Here is an 18,329-nt window from a genome sequence, read left to right as displayed (position 1 = left end):
GACCTTGATCACTGCTCCAGCAGCAGGCACTCATCGGCATCTTCGCTCAACTTGACCAGTCGACTGCGCACCAGCCCCAGCTTGGCCAACAGGCCGATGGATCGCTCGTTGCCCGGAGTGACGATGGCAACTACCTGCCCGATCCCCAACCGGCTTTTGCCATCGGCAAGGGCGGCCTGCGCCGCTTCAATGGCGTAGCCCTGACCGCGATATTGCGGCAGGAAGGCGTAACCGATATCGACCTGCTCCAGGGTGTCGCGCTTGATCAGGCCGCAAATACCGAGGCTGGCACCGTCCTCCTTGCGCTCCACCAGATAGAGTCCGTGACCATAGCGGGCATAGCTGACTGCCGGCCCCTGCTGGATATACTCCTGCGCCTGTTCGAGGGTACGAATGCCCCGATCACCGATGTAGCGATAGAAGTCACCGTCATTGAGCAGCTCAAGGATGAAGGGGGCATCGGTGGCGATCATTTCGCGCAGGATCAGGCGGGCGGAGGCAATCATGGCAAGGGCTCTCAAACGGAAAGTGAAGGGCAAAGAGTGCCCCGTCACTCCCGGGCTGGCAAGCCTGTGGCACCATCGGCCATGAAAAAGGGGCCATGTTGGCCCCTGATGAGATGGGATAAACGGGCTCAGGCAGCCAGCAACCCGGCATAGCCATTACCCTGCTCGCGCAGCGCAGTGAACTGGGCGGCACAATCGGCCCAGCTCAGCCCCAGCGCGTCTGCCACTTTGTGGGGCCACTCGGGCGGCGCCTCTTCCCCCACATCGGATTGCGCAGCCAGCACGATCGCCAGATGGATCAACCCGGCCTCGGCGGAGAACTCCTTGGCCAGCATGGGGTTGTAGTGATACTCCACCGCATTGCTGATGGTCTCGGGGAACTTCCAGTAACGTGCCATGGCCGCCCCGACCTGGGCATAGTTGAAGCCGACCACCAGCTCTTCCGCCTTGGCCCGTCCCTTGTGCAACTCCAGATCGTGAATGTGGTGAACTGTGTTTTCCGGCAGGCCTACGTGCATCACCAGTCGGCCAAGGTCATAGAGCAGGGCGCAAGTAAAGACCTCATCCCCCTTCATCCCCTTCTTCACCGCCAGACGACGGGCCAGCTCCGCCACATTGAAGACGCAGCCCCAGAAATGTTTGAGGTCAATGCCGGGCACCGCAGTGACCGACTCGGTGAGCCCGCAGGCCAGCACCATGTTGCGTACCATCGCCAATCCAAGCCGCACTGCGGCTTCATTGACGGTGCCGATCTGACGACTGCTGCCGAATTTGGCCGAGTTGGCCAGGCGCAGCAACTTGGCGGAGATGACAGGGTCCTTGTTGATCAACTTGCTGATCTTGAGCAGATCCGGATCCTTTTCATTGAAGGTCTGGATCAAATCGCGCATCACTTCCGGGATCTGGGGCAGTAGCTTGGGCTCGGCCAGCAGGGAATCTATCGTGGGCATAGGCGTGTCCATCCATGTTATCTGTGTTCCAACCTGTTTGCCTTGGCAAACTCCTCCTAATTATGGGTAACAAATGGCCTCCCCATCAGATTGTTTATTCGCTGGTCATTCAAGGTGTTAGTCACATTCAGGCTATACTGGCCGCCACATTCACTGTTGCGGATATCCCATGAACGACACTCAGGAATTTTTTGATGAAGACGCGCTGCTGGAGATGGTGGAGAACCAGCTCAACGACGGTCACCCGCCCCATGTGAAGGCGACCCTGATGCGGCTGGTAATGAAGGGCACCCCGCGGGAAGAGGCGCTGCAATATATCGCCTGCGCCCTCGGTGCCGAGCTGATGGCGATGGAGGCCGATCAGGGCCCCTTCAATCTGACCCGTTACGGCGAGTTCCTCGACAGCCTGCCCGAGATGCCGTGGGCAGACGACTGACCCGAGCTGGATGACGGGTGCAAAAAGGGCGGGTGCCAATGGCCCCGCCCTTTTGCATGGATCCACTCCGGATCAGAACTGGGAGTTGATGATCACCTCTTCCCCCAGCGCCCCTGCCAACGGCAGTGGCCGATAGCTGGAGTTGGCGGCCCGCAGCAGACGAATGCCGCGAATGCCGACCTCCTGCGCCGCCTTGATATCCCCATCGGCGTCGCCGTAGAAGAGCTTCATCTGCTTATCCTTGAGCCATTGCACCTTGGTGTTCTGGCCCGGCTGATCACCAGCGAAGATCACCGGATTGAGCTGGTCGGCCGGAATATTCATGGTCTGCTGCAGAGTCTGGCTCACGGTTTCGGTCTTGGTGGCCGAGCGACCGGTGACGAAATAGATGTGGTCACCGCGCTTGAGATGCATGGCGATGAGCGCCTTGCCCACCTCTTTCGGCATGCTGAACGCATCCCAGCCATTGTTCATCTTCTCCCAGAAGGCGGGGTTCTTCAGATAGCTCTCGTCGTTGGGCGAGAACTCCTGTTTGCCGCGATAAAAACCCGGGCTGGAGAAGAGCAGGGTATCGTCGATATCAAACCCGACTGCCATCGGGGGCAGGCCATCCAGACTCTTGGCAATCTGCTCCACTGACACCCAGTGTATCGGCGCCTGCTGGGCCAAGGTGACGGTGGTGACACCGGCAGGGATAGGCTGAACGGTAGCGGCTTGACCCGCGACGGCAGGCAGAGAGAGGGCCGCAGCCAGCAAGGAGGCAAGCAGCGCCGGACGAGAGAGGTGTTTCATAAGGCAGGTTGTCATCTTCAATCAAAAGAGGGGGCTAATAGTGCCCCCATCCCGCCCTTCAAATCTGTGAATGCTCCTGCAAAAGGGAGCATTTGACGCCCGACAATTAATCCTTGATTGGCAGCAGATCGGTAAAGACAAAGCCGTCGCGCAGCACTGTTTCACCGACCCGAATGCCGAGCGGACGGGAGAACATGGGGCCATCATAGGCCAGGGTGTGAAACTCGCCGTTCTCGCCGCACGGATCGACCCCCTCCGGCAGCGCCGCCAGCAGCACCTCGTCAAAGTCATGGCCACCCAGGCTGGCATCCAGCTTGTTCGGGTCGAGAACACTGATCCGCGCCTTCAACCCAGCGGCCACCATCTGCGGCGCCAGTTCACGGGTATTGCTGCCCCAGAGCGGGAACAGTGGTTCGATGCCGGTGCCTGCCAGCTGCTTTTCACGGTAGGCGCGCACATCCTCGAGGAACAAGTCGCCAAAGGCCATATGGCGGATCCCCTGTGCCACCACATCGGCGATAAAGCCGGTCATGATGCGGGCGTAATCCTCGTTGCTGCAGGGCCAGGGCAGATCGATGGTGATGAGGGGCAGCCCGACGCAGGCGGCCTGCTCGGTCAACAGCTGCTTGCGCACCCCGTGCATCGCCACCCGCTCGAATGCCTGATTGAGGGTGGTAAACAGCCCCACCACTTCGATGGCGGGATCTTGCCGCAACTGATGCAGTGCCCATGCGCAATCCTTGCCGCTGCTCCAGGAGAGCAGTACCCGTTTCTTTTCCATCATACCTCCGCCAGCGGGGCACTCGGATTGCCCCAAAAAGATGCAAGACAGTGTTGCGAATTGCGCGATTTACACACAAGAGGCAGGCAGCATACTCTCGATCACCTGTATATGCCCCTTATCCGGGGTGACAATAACTAAAAAAACCGATGGGAAACATACGGATATGACCACGACCATACAACAACACGATCACGCCCGCCCCCTCAATCGACAGGATTACAAAACCCTGAGTCTGGCTGCCCTCGGCGGCGCGCTGGAGTTTTACGACTTCATCATCTTCGTCTTCTTCGCCGTGGTCATCGGCGAGCTGTTCTTCCCGGCCGATATTCCCGAGTGGCTGCGCCAGTTCCAGACCTTCGGCATCTTCGCCGCCGGTTATCTGGCTCGCCCGCTCGGCGGCATCATCATGGCCCACTTTGGCGATCTCATCGGCCGCAAGCGGATGTTCACCCTCAGCATCATCATGATGGCGCTGCCGACCCTGTTGATCGGTCTGCTGCCCACCTATGCGGTGCTCGGCATCGGTGCCCCCATCGCCCTGCTGGGACTGCGGATCCTGCAAGGCGCCGCCATCGGCGGTGAAGTGCCCGGCGCCTGGGTATTTGTCGCCGAGCACGTTCCTGCCCGTCGGATCGGGGTCGCCTGCGGCACGCTCACGGCGGGATTGACGGCTGGCATCCTGCTCGGCTCCCTCATCGCCACTGCGGTCAACAAGAGCCTGACCCCGGCCGAAGTGAGCGAGTGGGGCTGGCGAGTGCCCTTCCTGCTGGGCGGTATCTTCGGCATCGTCGCCATGTACCTGCGTCGCTGGTTGCACGAGACCCCGGTCTTCGCCGAGATGCAAGCCAACAAGACCCTGGCTGACGAGCTGCCCCTCAAGACGGTGCTGCGCAATCACAAGAGCAGCGTGGTGGTCTCCATGCTGCTGACCTGGCTGCTCTCCGCCGGGATCGTGGTGGTGATCCTGATGACCCCGACCTATCTGCAGAAGGTCTATAGCATCAGCCCGGCCGACGCCCTGACCGCCAACTCGCTGGCCATCGTGGCCCTGACCCTCGGCTGCATCGTCTATGGCCGACTGATCGACCTGCTGGGCAGCGGTATCACCTTCATGCTCGGTTCCTTGCTGCTGGCAGGCTCCAGCTACACCTTCTATCACGGTCTGGCGGCAGGCACGAGCCCGCTGGTGCCGCTCTACATGCTGGCGGGCTTTGCGGTCGGGATTGTCGGTGCCGTGCCTTACGTGATGGTCAACGCCTTCCCGCCGGTGGTGCGCTTCTCCGGCTTGTCGTTCTCCTACAACGTGGCCTACGCCATCTTCGGCGGCCTCACCCCGATGGCGGTGACCCTCTGGATGAAGAGCGACATGCTGGCCCCCTCCCACTATGTGGTGAGTCTGTCAGTGCTGGGTTTCGCCATCGGTCTCTGGCTCTGGTTCCAGCAACGGGCCATCCGGCAGCAGCAAGCGCCGCAAGCGGCCTGACCCGAACAACAAGCCCTGGCATCTGCCGGGGCTTTTTTGTACTGCTTATGTTCAGTTTCACCAGCATAAGATAGCCTCCCTCTGGGGCCTGCCACCCGCGTCGCCCCATGACGTCCAACTCTTTATCCGAGGCTCAAGATGTTCTTTCAGGTCGTATTACTCACCTTGCTGGCGCTGCTGCCCATGGTCAACCCGCCCACCACGGCCACCCTGCTGCTGGGACTGAGCAAGGGGATGTCGCGCGAACACGTGCGCCGTCAGGTCAATCTGGCCGCCATCTATCTGTTCTGCACCCTCTGCATCACCTTCTTTATCGGATCCTCGATCCTGGATCTGTTCGGGATCTCCATTCCGGGCTTGCGCCTGGCCGGTGGCCTCATCATCGGCTTTATCGGCTTTCGCATGCTGTTCCCCGCCCCCAGCCAGCAGAGCGGGGTCGATATAAACCAGAGCATTGCCTTCGTACCGCTCACCATGCCCAGCATGTGCGGGCCGGGCACCATGGCGCTGGTAATAAGCGGGGCAGCCCAGATTGCCGAGCTGCCTGACGAGTACAACCGCCTCACCATCTACGCCGGTGTGGTAACGGCGTTTGCCCTGATGAGCCTGATCAGCTGGGGAGTATTGAAGCTGGCGGATCCGGTCTGCAAGATCCTGGGCGCCACCGGCATCGATGCCATGACCCGTATCATGGGTTTCCTGCTGGTCTGCATGGGTATGCAGTTTTGCATCAACGGCATCAAGGAAGTGGCACAGGATCCGGTCTTCCACAACGGCCAGGCCGTGCAAACCGCACCGGCGCTCCCAAAGGCTTCCGGCACGTTTGATCAGTTGCCGCAAAAGCCCACCGGCCCTGATTGAAAACGGTATCAAAAAGTCCCTGACGATCTGCACTGATCTTGTTCCTGATCATGTTATTGACACACAAATGAGTTAGTTTGTTTTTCATACAGACTGTATTCAGATGGACGCTGATAGGTTTGTTGATGAATACCCACTCAACTTCAGGAGAGTATGCAGATGGACAAGATGCTGACCGAAATAGGGAGCCATAGCCTGTTTCACGAGTACCTGAACGTGGTTGGGATTGCGAGCCCATCCCTCGCCAAGATCGAGCAACGCTGGGAATATAAAGATCAAGAGCAGCTGGTTGCCAAAATCCAGATCGACAAACAGGGTAACGCTCGCTATTTCATCGACGCCCGCGCCATATCCGTCAACTGATACCGAATAGCCCGCCAGCCCCGGTCCAACGACCGGGGCTTTTTGTTGCCTGTGGTTCTCTGAATAGCAAAACCCCGGCAAGAGCCGGGGTTTGAATGCGTCGGGTTACGCCGCTGCGCGGCTAACCAAAACCTACGAAGTGCCACCCACGGTGAGCTGATCCAGTTTGAGGGTGGGCTGGCCGACACCGACCGGCACGCTCTGCCCCTCTTTTCCGCAGATACCGACTCCGCGATCCAGTGCAAGATCGCTACCCACCATGGATACTTGGCTCATCGCCTCGGGGCCGTTGCCGATCAGGGTCGCGCCCTTGATGGGGGCGGTGATCTTGCCATCCTCGATGAGGTAGGCCTCGGAGGCGGAGAAGACAAACTTGCCGGAGGTGATATCCACCTGACCGCCGCCGAAGTTGGGGGCATAGATGCCCTTCTTCACCGAGGCGATGATCTCGGCCGGATCGTACTGACCCGCCAACATGTAGGTGTTGGTCATGCGCGGCATCGGCATGGCAGCGTAGGATTCGCGGCGCCCGTTGCCGGTGAGTGGCACACCCATCAGGCGGGCGTTCTGCTTGTCTTGCAGATAGCCCTTGAGGATACCGTTCTCGATCAGCACGTTGTAGCCACCCGGCGTCCCCTCGTCATCTATGCTGACGGAGCCACGCCGACCCGGCAGGGTGCCGTCATCGACGATGGTGCAGTGCTTGGAGGCCACCTGCTCGCCGATGCGACCGGCAAATGCGGAAGAGCCCTTGCGGTTGAAATCGCCCTCCAGACCGTGACCCACCGCCTCATGCAGCAGCACACCAGGCCAGCCGGCACCCAGCACCACCGGCATGGTGCCGGCTGGCGCGTCGATGGCTTCCAGATTGACCAGCGCCTGACGCACCGCCTCACGCACATAGCCAAAAGCGCGGCTCTCCAGCCCGTCCAGTTCGAGGAACCAGTCGTAACCAAAGCGCCCGCCGCCACCGGCACTGCCACGCTCGCGGCGATCGCCCTTCTCGGCGATCACGGTCACCGACAGACGCACCAGCGGACGCACATCGGCAGCCAGGGTGCCGTCGGTGGCTGCCACCAGCACCTCTTCGTAGACGCCGCTGATGGAGGCCATCACCTGATTGATGGCGGGATCCAGACTTCTGGCGAACTTGTCCATCTGCTCCAGCAGGGCAATCTTCTGGTGCTTGTCGAGGGTCTGCAGCGGATCCATGGCCGGATAGAGCAGGTTCGCTTCGGTGCGCGCCCACGCCTTCACCTTGCCGTGAGCACCGGCTGCGGCGATGCCGCGAGCGGCAGTCACCGACTGTTGCAGCGCCAGCAGGCTCAGCTCGTCCGAGTAGGCGAAGCCAGTCTTCTCGCCGCTGACGGCGCGCACCCCGACCCCCTGATCGATGTTGTAGCTGCCATCCTTGACGATGCCATCTTCCAGCATCCAGGACTCGTGCCAGCTGCGCTGGAAATAGAGATCGCCGAACTCCACCTGATGGCTCATCAGGCTGCCGAGCAGCTGCTGCAGGCGCCCTTCGTCGAGATCGTTCGGGGCCAACAGGGAGGCACTAACCTGGCTCAATAGACTCAATCTTCTTCTCCACTCTCGTAACGAGCTGTTTTAAATCGTCTTGCCGACGGGTTGGCGACAAGCCACACCATCACAACAAACGGGTATGCTCCAGCACGGGCAAACGGCTGCGTTTCAATTTTTCACCACACCATCAGAGCAAACGGGCGTGTTGCAGCACTGGCATGGTGCGATGCAATTCGTCGATAAATCCGGGCTCCATCTTCGCCAGCACTGTGCCGCGCCCGGACTCTTTGCTCGCCAGCACCCGACCCCAGGGGTCGATCACCATGCTGTGGCCCCAGGTCTGGCGCCCCGTTTCGTGAGTGCCGCCCTGATTGGCAGCGACTACGTAGCACTGGTTTTCGATGGCGCGAGCCCGCAGCAGTGGCTCCCAGTGCGCCTCGCCGGTCACGGCGGTAAAGGCGGCAGGTACCAGCAGCACGCGGGCACCGGCACGGGCCAACTGGCGGTAGAGCTCGGGAAAGCGCAGATCATAACAGATCGAGAGGGCGAGGGGACCAAAGGGAGAGTCCACCAGCACAGGCGCCTCCCCCGGGCTGAAGGTCTCCGACTCACGGTAGCGACCGTGATTGTCCGCCACATCCACGTCGAACAGGTGGATCTTGTGGTAGTGGCTCCTGAGCTCACCGCTTGGATCAAACACCAGCGAGCTGGTGTGGATATGGTCTGAACCGGCGATGGTGGTCGGCATAGCCCCCGCCACCAGCCAGATGCCGTACTCTCGGGCCCATGCGGCCAGTTGTTGCTGGATGGGCGCGGCTCCGCCCAGATCGGGGCTGGGGTCGGGGCCAATTGCCTCGGCACCATCCAGATAGCCCTGCCGTTCACCAAACAGGGCAAAGTTCTCCGGCAGCAGCACCAGCAGTGGCCGCTCTTTGGGCAAGGCCGCCAGCTCGGCGGCGATCTGCTCCCGGTTATCCTGCCAGCGACGGCCAGATACCAGCTGTATTGCGGCTAACCACATGACTCTCTCCTTGTCCGCGTTAATCACGATCCACAATATTCGGGTCTTTATCCATCTCGGCCAGCAGCTTGCGAAGATGATGTCTGACCAAGCCACGCTGGCCCCGTTCCGCCCATTTGAGGCAATCGAACAACTCCCACACCAGGCCATCCCCTTCAGCCATATAGGCAGGAAAGTCCCAATGGCTTGGGGCAGGGCCAGATACCTCAAGCGCACCAAGGGAGAAAGTTTTATCGAACAGTGGCAAATAAGGTTTGGCAAGGGGGAACTCAGCCCCCCGATCAAGGATGTGGATCTCGATGCTGGACATGTCGAGGAATATGAAGCGCCAGTATGAACAGACCTCTTCATGTCTTCCTTGCCAGCAGTGAAAGATGGGCCGATCCCCCACAATGGTGCGCACCAGTTCGTCTCCCTGCTTATGGAAGCCCGGCTCGGCCAGCAGCAAGAGATCGACATCTGATACCCTGTCTGCCTTGCCCTTGGCGAGCGACCCAACCACTACCCCAGCATCAATCGCAGGATGGGCTGCGCCATGTTTCATAACTGATTCCAGCAGTGCGCGCTGCAGTGGCGGGATGGCAGCCCAGTGCTCATCCACCATCATAACGGCCCCTCTGACACAACCCGATCCCCTGCCTGCAGGGTGTAATCCAGCACTATGATGCGCTCCAGCACCGGACGGAAGATGGCCTTGAGGGCATCGTGATCCGGGTGGGGCAGATAGCGCTGGCGGGCCGCTTCGTCGGCGAAGGTCATCAGCACGCTGTGGGTAAACCCCTCGGCTCGCCCCTCCGGGCTGTCATCACGACCCCACTCCACGGCGGTCACGCCGCTGACCTGATGGGGAATGGCGAGAAAGGCGGTACGCACCGCATCTATCTGGGCAGGCTGGGTGCCCGGCTTGAAGGCGATCAGCAGGATATGTCGGATCATGGCTCACTCCTTGTGATGGTGCAGGTCAGGGCTGGTTCGGGCCACCCGGTTGCGGATTCAGCAGAAAGGGAGTGCTCTTGGCAGCAGGCAGTTTGGGCGCCACCGCATCGACCGCCTCTTTCTGCTGCTGGTTGAGCTTGATGCGAGCGCGATCCCGGCCAGCTTCGATCAGCTTGGGATCGTCGAGCGGGCCCGAGATGCGAAAATCGATGCGGGTCACCACGTCCACCACCGGCTCCAGCAGCTTGGAGAGGGCCAGCACATAAAGACCGGTCACCGGCGTGATGGAGAAGGCGGCCACAACCGGCAGGGTGCCCCCCAGATTGGGGGAGAAGCTCAGCTCGTAATCGAGCCGCCAGCGCACCAGATCGGCAATCCCCTCGCCACGCAGATTGCCGGCGGCCCCTTTCATGAAGAAGTCCTGATTATCCACCACCCCCTGCTTGATCTTGGCAGAGGCAGACATGGATTCGAAGTAGAAGCCCTTGTCGAACACATCGCGAAAATCGAGGCGCAGCTTGCGCAGCAGGGAGTCGAGACTGAGCAGGGAGAGCAGTCGCGCCCCCTTGTCGTTGACCTCCCGCAGGGTGCCGCCCTCCAGCTGATAGTTGGCACGCCCCCCCAAGGTCGGCAGGCTTGGGCGATAGGGCACATCCTGCCAGTTCAGATCAAAAGCGAGGGAGCCGGGGGCATCGCCGATGGGCGAGGTGTAGCCGAGCCGCTTGAGCAGCAGTTCGCTGTTGTTGCTGGTCAGCTTGCCACGGGCGCGGGTCTCCATCCGGTTGCCATCGGCCAGCCAGTCGACGCTGCCGGTGAGCTGACTCCCCGCCAGCCGCACATCCAGCCCCTTGAGGGTCACCTTGTTGGCGCCGGGCACCAGCTCCCCTTTCACTTCCCCAAGAGGTAGCTCGCCAAAGCGGCAATCGACGCAGCTCACCTTCAACCAGGGGATGGATGCCATGATGGCGTTGTCCTGTTTGGCATCGGGATCCGGGCTGAGATCCGAACTCTTGCCAGACCAGTAGATGCGGGCAAACTTGGCATCCACCGGGCGATTGGCCACTGCGGGCAGGCGGATCACCCCCATCACATCGGGGCTGTCGATCATCACTTCGGTCGCCTGATTGGTCGGCCCCACGGTGAAACGCGCCGCCTTGAGGGTGGCACTGCCGATATAGGCGCGAGCCAGCTGGCCATCCACCCACCACTCCTGCGGCAGGAAAGAGGGGCCAACCACGGCAGTACCGGTCGGCGCATTGCCGGAGGGTAGCCACTGCTTGAGTCGCGCCAGCCAGCCACCGACATCGGCCTCCTGCTGGTTGATGGCGAGCAGCATGGGGGCATCGCGCATTACCCGGGCGCCCGGCTGACCCACATCGACCCGCACCCGGCTAAGATAAGGCACCCCTTCGCCGTAGACCAGTCGGGTCTGCATATCCACATCAGCCCCCAGCACTGCGCGAATGTCGGCGCCGCCATCCCGGCCACGAGCGATCACCTTGAGCGGCAGCCGGCTGGCACTGCTCTTGGCCAGCGGCAGCGGCAGATCCAGCCCCATCCCCTGCAGGTTGGAGTCGAGCGCCAGCTGGAAGCGCAGCGGCTTGCTCTCGGGCAGGGTCAACCCGAGCTTGCCGCCCCAGTTGCTTCGACCGTTGAGGATACCGTACGAGGAGATGGCAGCGGGCTGGCGGCGGCTATCCCACTGCCCCTTGAAATCGAGGTCGACCTGATAGTGATCCGGATGCTGGCGCCCCTGATAGTCGAGGGTCAGCGGCTGGTTCCACAGGCTCGCCTTGAGGTTGCTGAAACGGGTCTGTTCGTTGTCATATTCGAGGCGCCCCTGCACCTTCTCCAGCGGCAGATCCAGACTGGCAACCCGCACCTTGTTGTTGCTGAAGGTGGCATCGCCGCTCGCCTTGACCTCGCTCTCGCCATCGAGAGGAATATCGAGCTTGACCGAACCGGCCATCGGGCCGCGGATCTCGATCTCTCGCAGCGCCTGACCTACCGAACTGCCCAGCGGGGAGTCCTGCAGGTAGTCGCTGATGGCCTTGCCCTCGCCCTGCACCTTGGCATCCACATAGAGATGGGCACCAGGGGAGAGATCCGGGATCCAGGCATGCACCGAGTCGGAGCTCGCCTTGCCGAGTTTGGTGGATCGGCTGCGCATATCGAGACCGGCATTCTGGAACAAGAGATCGATCTGCAGGTCGGTGAGCGGTTGCCAACCGGGGAAGAATTCGTAGGTGGCCTGCTCCAGCGGCACCGCCACCTGGAAGATGCCCTTTCCGTTGTCGTAGGGGAAATCCCGAAACTCGCCATACCAGAGCAGGTCGGCCCCCTTGGCCTTGCCCCCCTTGATGGCGCCGCTCAGGTAATCCACCAGCCCCTTGTCCATCGCCTGCAGCGGGAAGTAGCGATCCGCATGGCCCGCATTCTTCACATCGATGCGGCCGGTCAGGGCCAGGAAAGGGTGCTCGAACAGATCGAGGCGGAAACGGCTGGACAGGGTCAGGTCTGGGTTATCCAGCGCGATATCCTGCCCGTAGAGCACCCAGCCCTGTTCCTCGCGCCACCAGTCGAGGCGGGCCGAGAAGTTGTCGACCGGGATCGGCATCTTGAAGTGACGGGCGGGATCCACCTTGTCGTTCGCCAGCGCCAATCTGGCGCTACCGCCGCTCGGGGTAAGCCAGAACTCGCCGTTGAGATCCTGCATCCCGGGTATATCCTGCCACGCCTTGAGGCGCACCTTGCTGAAGCGGCCACTGAGGGAGAGATCCTGCCAATCGGCATTGGCCAGCAGCGTCAGCTCCTGCACCGAACCCTGCGGATTGGTTTGGCGCAGGGTCTCGCAGAGTGTGGGGTAGAGCGCCGAGACCAGCTGACTGATCTGGGTGATCTTGTCGAACTCTATGCTGGGCAGATAGCCCTGCACCCGATCCCCGATCCGCTCCAGCTGCAAGCGGCTCTGCAACCAGGGCTTGCCATCCAGCTTGAAGGTGACGTTATGGCTCGCCAGTTGCCAGTCGGTGCCCTCACGGCGCAGCTGGATCTTGCCGCCATCGAGGCCGAAGCGGTGCATATCCCCTTTCTTGGGATCCTTCCAGATCAGGTAATTGTTGCCAAACGCCAGCAGGGTATTGCCCAGCTTGCCGCTGTCAAACTCGCTCCAGAGCTGGAAGTCGAGCTGACCGGCAACCTTGGGTTCGCCCGCATGGATTTTGGCCAGGGTCGGGGTGATATCGAGCTGGCGGGCCCCCAGATAGAGCTGCCCCTTGAGGCGATCGAGCCGGGCAGTCGGGGCGTCCACATCCAGAATCAGATCGAGGGTGCTCTCGCCCACCCCGTTGATGAGGTAAGCCTTGCCGACCCCCTGATGGCGCTTGCCACGGTTCTGCCAGCGCAGTTGGGCGATGTCGAGGGCGCGCAGATCACCGAGGGAGGTGGTGACGCTGAGGCGGGTATTATGCACATCGAAGGTAGAGAGCTGGGTCAGCAGAAAGCGCAGCAGGGCACCCTGCTGGGGATCGCCGGAGGGGCTGTCGTCAGCCGGTTGGCGCAAGTCGATGGTGATATCGCCATCGCTCAGGATCAGCTCGCCAAACACCGGCTTTAGCTCGTTAATGGTGCGCCAGAAGTCGAGATGCACCCAGGCTTTGCCGAGCTGTACGGCAAAACGCCCCGAATCCGGGGCGATGGCGAGTTGCTGCAGTTCGAGGGCGGGCCCGGACTGTGTCCAGTCCAGCCCCACTTGCTCCACGCTGACCTTGAGTTGTGAATCACCCAGCAGAGTGTGGATCAGACTCTCCCGGTATTGATTCAGCAAAGGGCCCCCGACCCGTACCAGGGTGACCAGCATGGCCATCAGTACGAACAGGACCCCCAGGGCCAACCAGCCCCGACTCAGCCAGCGATAGACCAATTACATCATCACCACGTCGAACTGCTCCTGACCGCAGAGGGGTTCGCTCACTACCCGCACCTGCTTGCCGATGAACACTTCCAGCTCCGCCAGACTGTGGGACTCCTCACCATGGAGGTAGTCGGCCACGGCCGGGGCCGCGTAGACGGTGAACTGATCCGCATCGTAGGCACGATTGACCCGGATGATCTCCCGCAGGATCTCGAAGCAGACCGACTCCACCGTCTTGACCCGGCCGCGTCCCTTGCACTCGGGGCACTCGGAGCAGAGCACATGCTCCAGACTCTCGCGGGTGCGCTTGCGGGTCATCTCCACCAGACCGAGCTGGGAGAAGCCGTTGACGTTGGTCTTGGCGCGATCCTTGGACAACGCCTGCTCCAGGCTGTGCAACACCCGACGGCGGTGATCTTCCGACTGCATGTCGATGAAGTCGATGATGATGATGCCGCCGAGGTTGCGCAGGCGCAGATGACGGGCGATGGCCGCCGTTGCCTCGACGTTGGTGTTGAAGATGGTCTCTTCCAGATTGCGATGGCCGACAAAGGCGCCGGTGTTGATATCCACCGTGGTCATGGCTTCGGTCTGATCGATGATGAGGTAGCCGCCGGATTTCAGCTCCACCTTGCGCTCCAGCGCCCGCTGGATCTCGTTCTCCACGTCGTAGAGATCGAAGATGGGCGACTCGCCGGGATAGTACTCCAGCTTGCTGGCCAGCTCCGGCACATACTCCTCGGTGAAGCGCTTTAGCTGATCGAAGCTCTGGCGCGAGTCAACGCGGATCTTGTCGAGCTCGGCACCGACAAAGTCGCGCACTACACGGAATGCCAGGCTGGGATCCTCGTAGAGGATCTTGCAGGGGGGATACTTCTGCTTGCGCTCGAGGATCTTGCGCCACAGCCGTTTCAGGAAGGCAGCATCCTGCTCCAGCTCCTGCTCCCCCACCCCTTCGGCAGCGGTACGGATGATGTAACCACCCAGCTCGTCCACATAACCAGCTACGGTGCGCTTGAGGCGCTCCCGCTCCGCTTCGGACTCGATACGTTGAGAGACACCGACGTGGGCACTGCCCGGCATAAAGACCAGATAGCGGGATGGCAGGGTGATATCGGTAGTGAGACGGGCACCCTTGGTACCCAGCGGATCTTTCACCACCTGCACCATGATGTCCTGCCCCTGACGCACCAGCTCGGCGATGTTACCGACCTGGAACTGCTCCTTCTCCTTCACCGCCACACACTCGGTGTGGGGGACGATATCAGAGGCGTGCAAAAAAGCTGCCTTGTCCATGCCGATATCGACGAAGGCCGCCTGCATACCGGGCAGCACCCGACTGATCTTGCCTTTGTAGATATTGCCGACAATGCCGCGCTTGGCCTGACGCTCTACATGCACTTCCTGCAGCAGACCGTTTTCGACCAGAGCGACCCGGGTTTCGGAGGGGGTAACGTTAACCAGCAGTTCTACCGACATAAGTAACCTTGCCTGTTCCAGTTTTGAATTCTATAGAGCCAATCCGGTACAACGCGCGCAAGGGAGAAACGCAGCAGAGCACAGCTGACGGGAAATTATTTGAGCTGTTCCAGATGATGCTTGATCAGCAGGTCTGTCTCCAGCAGGGGCAGGCCGACCACGGCGCTATAGCTCCCTTCGATGCGGCTGACAAACTTGCCGGCAATACCCTGAATGCCATAAGCCCCGGCCTTGTCACAGGGCTCACCGGTCTGCCAGTAGGCCTCGATCTCGGCCTCGTCCAGCTTGCGAAACGCCACGTTGGTGGTGACCAGACGCACGTCACAACGATCCTTGCTGGCCAGCGCTACCGCCGTCATCACCTGATGCACCTTGCCGGAGAGGGACTCCAGCATATCTTTGGCATCCAGCAGATCGGACGGTTTCTCCAGTACCCGGTCGCCCAGCACCACTATGGTGTCGGCACCCAGCACCGGCAACGCCGTCGGCGCACACGCCACGCCCGCCATCGCCTTGTCACGGGCGAGGCGGCAGACGTAATCCTGCGCCTTTTCACCCTCTTCCCGCTGCTCGGGCACATCCAGTTTCAGCACCTCGAAGCGGTAGCCAATCTGGGTCAGCAGTTCACGGCGACGGGGAGAAGCCGAGGCGAGATAGAGTTGTGGTTCGTTGTTTTTATTCATATTTACCTGATATTGAAGCGGCGCCGCACCTTGCGCAGCACCAGAAACACCCAGGGCCATATTAGCATCGTCGTCAACGTCGACCAAAAGTAGGAGAAGTTGAGACTGGCCTGGCTGAACAGATGCTCGGCCCAGAATACCGTCATTTTACCCACCAGCGAGAGGCCACCGATGATCAGCGCCTGCTGCCAGAGGGAGAAGTTGCGGATCTTCTGGAACTGGAAGGCCGCCAGATAGGTGGTGATGGCCATCGCCATCGCCCGCACGCCGAGGGTGCTGCCAAGCAGCACATCCAGCAGCAGGCCCGCCACCCAGGCGGTGCCGACGTTGGTCCGGTGCGGCAAGGCCAGTGCCCAGTAGATGAGCACCATGGCCAGCCAGTCCGGACGGAAGGGGTCAAATTCAAAAGGAAGCGGCAGGATCGACAGGCTCAAGGCCAGCAGGATCGAGATCCAGATCCAGATCCTGCCGCTGGCGGGTTCTAGCATTAGCGGGTGGCTCCTGCGGCGGACGCAGCGGGAGCCGCCCGTTCGCCATCCTCATCATGTACTTCAGGCTTCTTGTCGGTCCACAGCAGCAGCAGATAACGCAGTCTGTCCAGCTCCACCAGCGGCTTGGCCTCGACCTGAGCGAAGGGCTTGCCCTCCACATACTCGGAGCGGGTCACAGTCGCCACCGGATAACCTTCCGGGAAACGGCCACCCAGACCCGAGGTGACCAGCAGATCACCCACCTGAATATCGGTGTTGCGCGGCAGGTTGCGCAGCTCAAGCTTGTCGAGCTCGCCACTGCCGGAGGCAATGGCGCGCAAGTCGTTGCGCAGCACCCGCACCGGAATGCCGTGGCTGGAGTCGGTGATCAGCAGCACGCGACTGGTGGTGGAGCCCACGTGGAGCACCTGACCAATCACCCCCTGATCGTTGATCACCGCCTGACCGTTGTAGACGCCATCCAGCGCCCCCTTGTTGATCAGCACCTGATGGCTGAAGGGGTCGGAATCCACCGACAGCAGCTCGGCCACCATCTTGCGGGACTCCTTGTGCACCGGCGAACCGAGCAGCTCACGCAGCCTTTGGTTCTCGTGCTCCAGCTGATCCATTTTGAGTAGACGGGCACGCAGGGTAAACAGCTGTTGCTCCTGCTGCTTGGTCTGCTCGATGAGATCGGCGCGGGTCTGCACCTGGGTCGACATGGTGTCGAGCAGGGTACCCGGCGCATTGGCCATGTATTGCAGGGGACTGACTAACGAACTGAGGTAGACGCGGACATGGGTAAACACACCGAAGCGGGAATCCGCGACGATGGCAGCGATGGAGATGATGACGGCGAGAAACAACCGTAACTGAAGCGAAGGGCCTCTACCAAAAATGGGTTTCATGGGTCGTCAAAAAAGAGCCGGCACGCTGGCCGGCTTTGGGTCTTATTCGTAGTGGAACAGATCGCCACCGTGCATATCGATCAACTCCAGCGCCTTGCCGCCGCCACGGGCCACACAGGTGAGGGGATCTTCGGCCACGACGACAGGAATGCCGGTCTCTTCCATCAGCAGACGGTCGATATCTTTCAGCAACGCACCACCACCGGTCAGCACCATGCCGCGCTCGGAGATGTCGGAAGCCAGTTCCGGCGGAGACTGCTCCAGCGCCACCATGACGGCAGCCACGATACCGGACAACGGCTCTTGCAGCGCTTCCAGGATTTCGTTGGAGTTGAGGGTGAAGCTGCGCGGTACACCTTCGGCCAGGTTGCGACCACGGACTTCAATCTCGCGCACCTCTTCGCCCGGATAGGCGGAGCCGATCTCGTGCTTGATGCGCTCGGCAGTCGCTTCACCGATCAGGCTGCCGTAGTTGCGACGGACGTAGCTGATGATCGCCTCGTCAAACTTGTCGCCACCGATACGGACGGACTGGGAGTAGACCACACCGTTCAGGGAGATGATGGCCACTTCAGTGGTACCACCACCGATATCGACCACCATGGAACCGGTCGCTTCGGACACCGGCAGGCCGGCACCGATGGCAGCAGCCATAGGCTCGTCGATCAGGTAGACCTCGCGGGCACCGGCGCCCAGTGCGGACTCCTTGATGGCGCGACGCTCAACCTGGGTGGAACCGCACGGTACACACACCAGCACACGTGGGCTGGGGCGGAAATAGTTGTTGTCGTGAACCTGTTTGATGAAGTGCTGCAGCATCTTCTCGGTCACGTAGAAATCGGCGATCACGCCATCTTTCATCGGGCGGATCGCGGAGATGTTGCCCGGGGTACGGCCCAGCATCTGCTTGGCGGCATGACCGACAGCAGCGACCGATTTGGCGTTCCCGCGCTCTTGGCGAATGGCGACAACTGAGGGTTCGTTAAGGACGATCCCTTGATCTTTTACATAGATCAGGGTGTTGGCAGTTCCCAAATCGATCGACAGATCGTTGGAAAAGACGCCTCTGAGCTTTTTGAACATGGCTACGGGAAATCCTAAGAATTTGGAGGTGCAGAAAACCGGCTAACTTTACCAATGCCCACCCCAATGGGCAAGCGCTCAAACTGTCGCCAATCAATCAGGCGCGACAAAAATGCGAGTCATCACTCACTCGC

At 61.0% G+C, this 18,329-nt stretch carries 18 protein-coding genes; 4 read left to right on the top strand and 14 right to left on the bottom strand.

From position 1 onward, the window contains the following. Positions 1-8: 8 nt before the first annotated feature. Both ACB040_RS10690 and ACB040_RS10685 read right to left on the bottom strand, forming a co-directional pair. Positions 9-506 carry a GNAT family N-acetyltransferase gene (locus tag ACB040_RS10690; protein WP_064338887.1) on the bottom strand — a complete coding sequence of 166 codons (498 nt, stop codon included), beginning with the start codon at positions 504-506 and terminating at the stop codon, positions 9-11. A gap of 128 nt (positions 507-634) precedes the next feature. Further along, positions 635-1,456: an HDOD domain-containing protein gene (locus ACB040_RS10685; protein WP_005357745.1), complete on the bottom strand. Its 822-nt coding sequence runs from the start codon at positions 1,454-1,456 to the stop codon at positions 635-637. Positions 1,457-1,625: 169 nt separating this feature from the next. Between ACB040_RS10685 and ACB040_RS10680 the strand changes: the two genes are divergently transcribed. Further along, positions 1,626-1,892 carry a hypothetical protein gene (locus ACB040_RS10680; RefSeq protein ID WP_005348674.1) on the top strand — a complete coding sequence of 89 codons (267 nt, stop codon included), beginning with the start codon at positions 1,626-1,628 and terminating at the stop codon, positions 1,890-1,892. A gap of 72 nt (positions 1,893-1,964) precedes the next feature. On the opposite strand, the gene aphA is transcribed toward ACB040_RS10680, so the two are convergent. Beyond that, a complete protein-coding gene (gene aphA, locus ACB040_RS10675) occupies positions 1,965-2,684 on the bottom strand; it encodes an acid phosphatase AphA (RefSeq protein WP_181363610.1) in 720 nt (239 codons plus the stop codon). A 106-nt stretch (positions 2,685-2,790) separates the two neighbouring features. Then, a complete protein-coding gene (locus ACB040_RS10670; RefSeq protein WP_371154765.1) occupies positions 2,791-3,465 on the bottom strand; it encodes an ATP-binding protein in 675 nt (224 codons plus the stop codon). Between the two features lie 166 nt (positions 3,466-3,631). On the opposite strand from ACB040_RS10670, the gene ACB040_RS10665 reads away from it, so the two are divergent. The 3 genes from ACB040_RS10665 (at position 3,632) to ACB040_RS10655 (ending at position 6,175) form a co-directional block, all read left to right on the top strand. After that, positions 3,632-4,951: an MFS transporter gene (locus ACB040_RS10665; protein ID WP_371154705.1), complete on the top strand. Its 1,320-nt coding sequence runs from the start codon at positions 3,632-3,634 to the stop codon at positions 4,949-4,951. Positions 4,952-5,089: 138 nt separating this feature from the next. After that, on the top strand, positions 5,090-5,812 hold the full coding sequence (locus ACB040_RS10660; RefSeq protein ID WP_371154707.1) for a MarC family NAAT transporter: 723 nt from the start codon (positions 5,090-5,092) through the stop codon (positions 5,810-5,812). Positions 5,813-5,971: 159 nt separating this feature from the next. Next, positions 5,972-6,175 carry a hypothetical protein gene (locus tag ACB040_RS10655; RefSeq protein WP_005340062.1) on the top strand — a complete coding sequence of 68 codons (204 nt, stop codon included), beginning with the start codon at positions 5,972-5,974 and terminating at the stop codon, positions 6,173-6,175. 132 nt (positions 6,176-6,307) lie between these two features. Here the strand turns inward: ACB040_RS10655 and tldD are convergent, their stop codons facing one another. From tldD to ACB040_RS10605, 10 genes are all read right to left on the bottom strand, one after another. Then, on the bottom strand, positions 6,308-7,756 hold the full coding sequence (gene tldD / locus ACB040_RS10650) for a metalloprotease TldD (protein WP_323888150.1): 1,449 nt from the start codon (positions 7,754-7,756) through the stop codon (positions 6,308-6,310). A 133-nt stretch (positions 7,757-7,889) separates the two neighbouring features. Beyond that, positions 7,890-8,723: a carbon-nitrogen hydrolase family protein gene (locus tag ACB040_RS10645; protein ID WP_201954098.1), complete on the bottom strand. Its 834-nt coding sequence runs from the start codon at positions 8,721-8,723 to the stop codon at positions 7,890-7,892. A 19-nt stretch (positions 8,724-8,742) separates the two neighbouring features. After that, a complete protein-coding gene (locus ACB040_RS10640) occupies positions 8,743-9,330 on the bottom strand; it encodes a nucleotidyltransferase domain-containing protein (protein WP_139740294.1) in 588 nt (195 codons plus the stop codon). After that, entirely contained in the window at positions 9,327-9,659 is a 333-nt protein-coding gene (locus ACB040_RS10635) for a Dabb family protein (protein ID WP_058056309.1), read from the bottom strand. The genes ACB040_RS10640 and ACB040_RS10635 overlap by 4 nt, the downstream gene beginning before the upstream one ends. A gap of 25 nt (positions 9,660-9,684) precedes the next feature. Then, the gene (locus ACB040_RS10630; RefSeq protein ID WP_338772843.1) at positions 9,685-13,581 is read right to left on the bottom strand and encodes a YhdP family protein; all 3,897 of its coding nucleotides are present in this window, start codon (positions 13,579-13,581) and stop codon (positions 9,685-9,687) included. Next, a complete protein-coding gene (gene rng, locus ACB040_RS10625; protein WP_005340056.1) occupies positions 13,582-15,051 on the bottom strand; it encodes a ribonuclease G in 1,470 nt (489 codons plus the stop codon). Between the two features lie 95 nt (positions 15,052-15,146). Continuing rightward, on the bottom strand, positions 15,147-15,734 hold the full coding sequence (locus ACB040_RS10620; protein ID WP_005340055.1) for a nucleoside triphosphate pyrophosphatase: 588 nt from the start codon (positions 15,732-15,734) through the stop codon (positions 15,147-15,149). Positions 15,735-15,736: 2 nt separating this feature from the next. Next, positions 15,737-16,222: a rod shape-determining protein MreD gene (gene mreD / locus ACB040_RS10615; protein ID WP_005340054.1), complete on the bottom strand. Its 486-nt coding sequence runs from the start codon at positions 16,220-16,222 to the stop codon at positions 15,737-15,739. Beyond that, positions 16,222-17,112, bottom strand: a complete 891-nt coding sequence (gene mreC, locus ACB040_RS10610) for a rod shape-determining protein MreC (protein WP_005340053.1) — start codon at positions 17,110-17,112, stop codon at positions 16,222-16,224. Before mreC ends, mreD begins: the two co-directional genes overlap by 1 nt. 42 nt (positions 17,113-17,154) lie before the next feature. Beyond that, positions 17,155-18,195: a rod shape-determining protein gene (locus ACB040_RS10605; RefSeq protein WP_005340051.1), complete on the bottom strand. Its 1,041-nt coding sequence runs from the start codon at positions 18,193-18,195 to the stop codon at positions 17,155-17,157. Between the last annotated feature and the right edge of the window lie 134 nt (positions 18,196-18,329).

This window comes from Aeromonas sp. S11(2024), from assembly GCF_041402345.1.
GTDB classification, from domain to species: domain Bacteria; phylum Pseudomonadota; class Gammaproteobacteria; order Enterobacterales; family Aeromonadaceae; genus Aeromonas; species Aeromonas veronii.
Note: the sequence above shows the minus strand (reverse complement) of the source record. Positions and strands in the feature narration are given on the sequence as shown.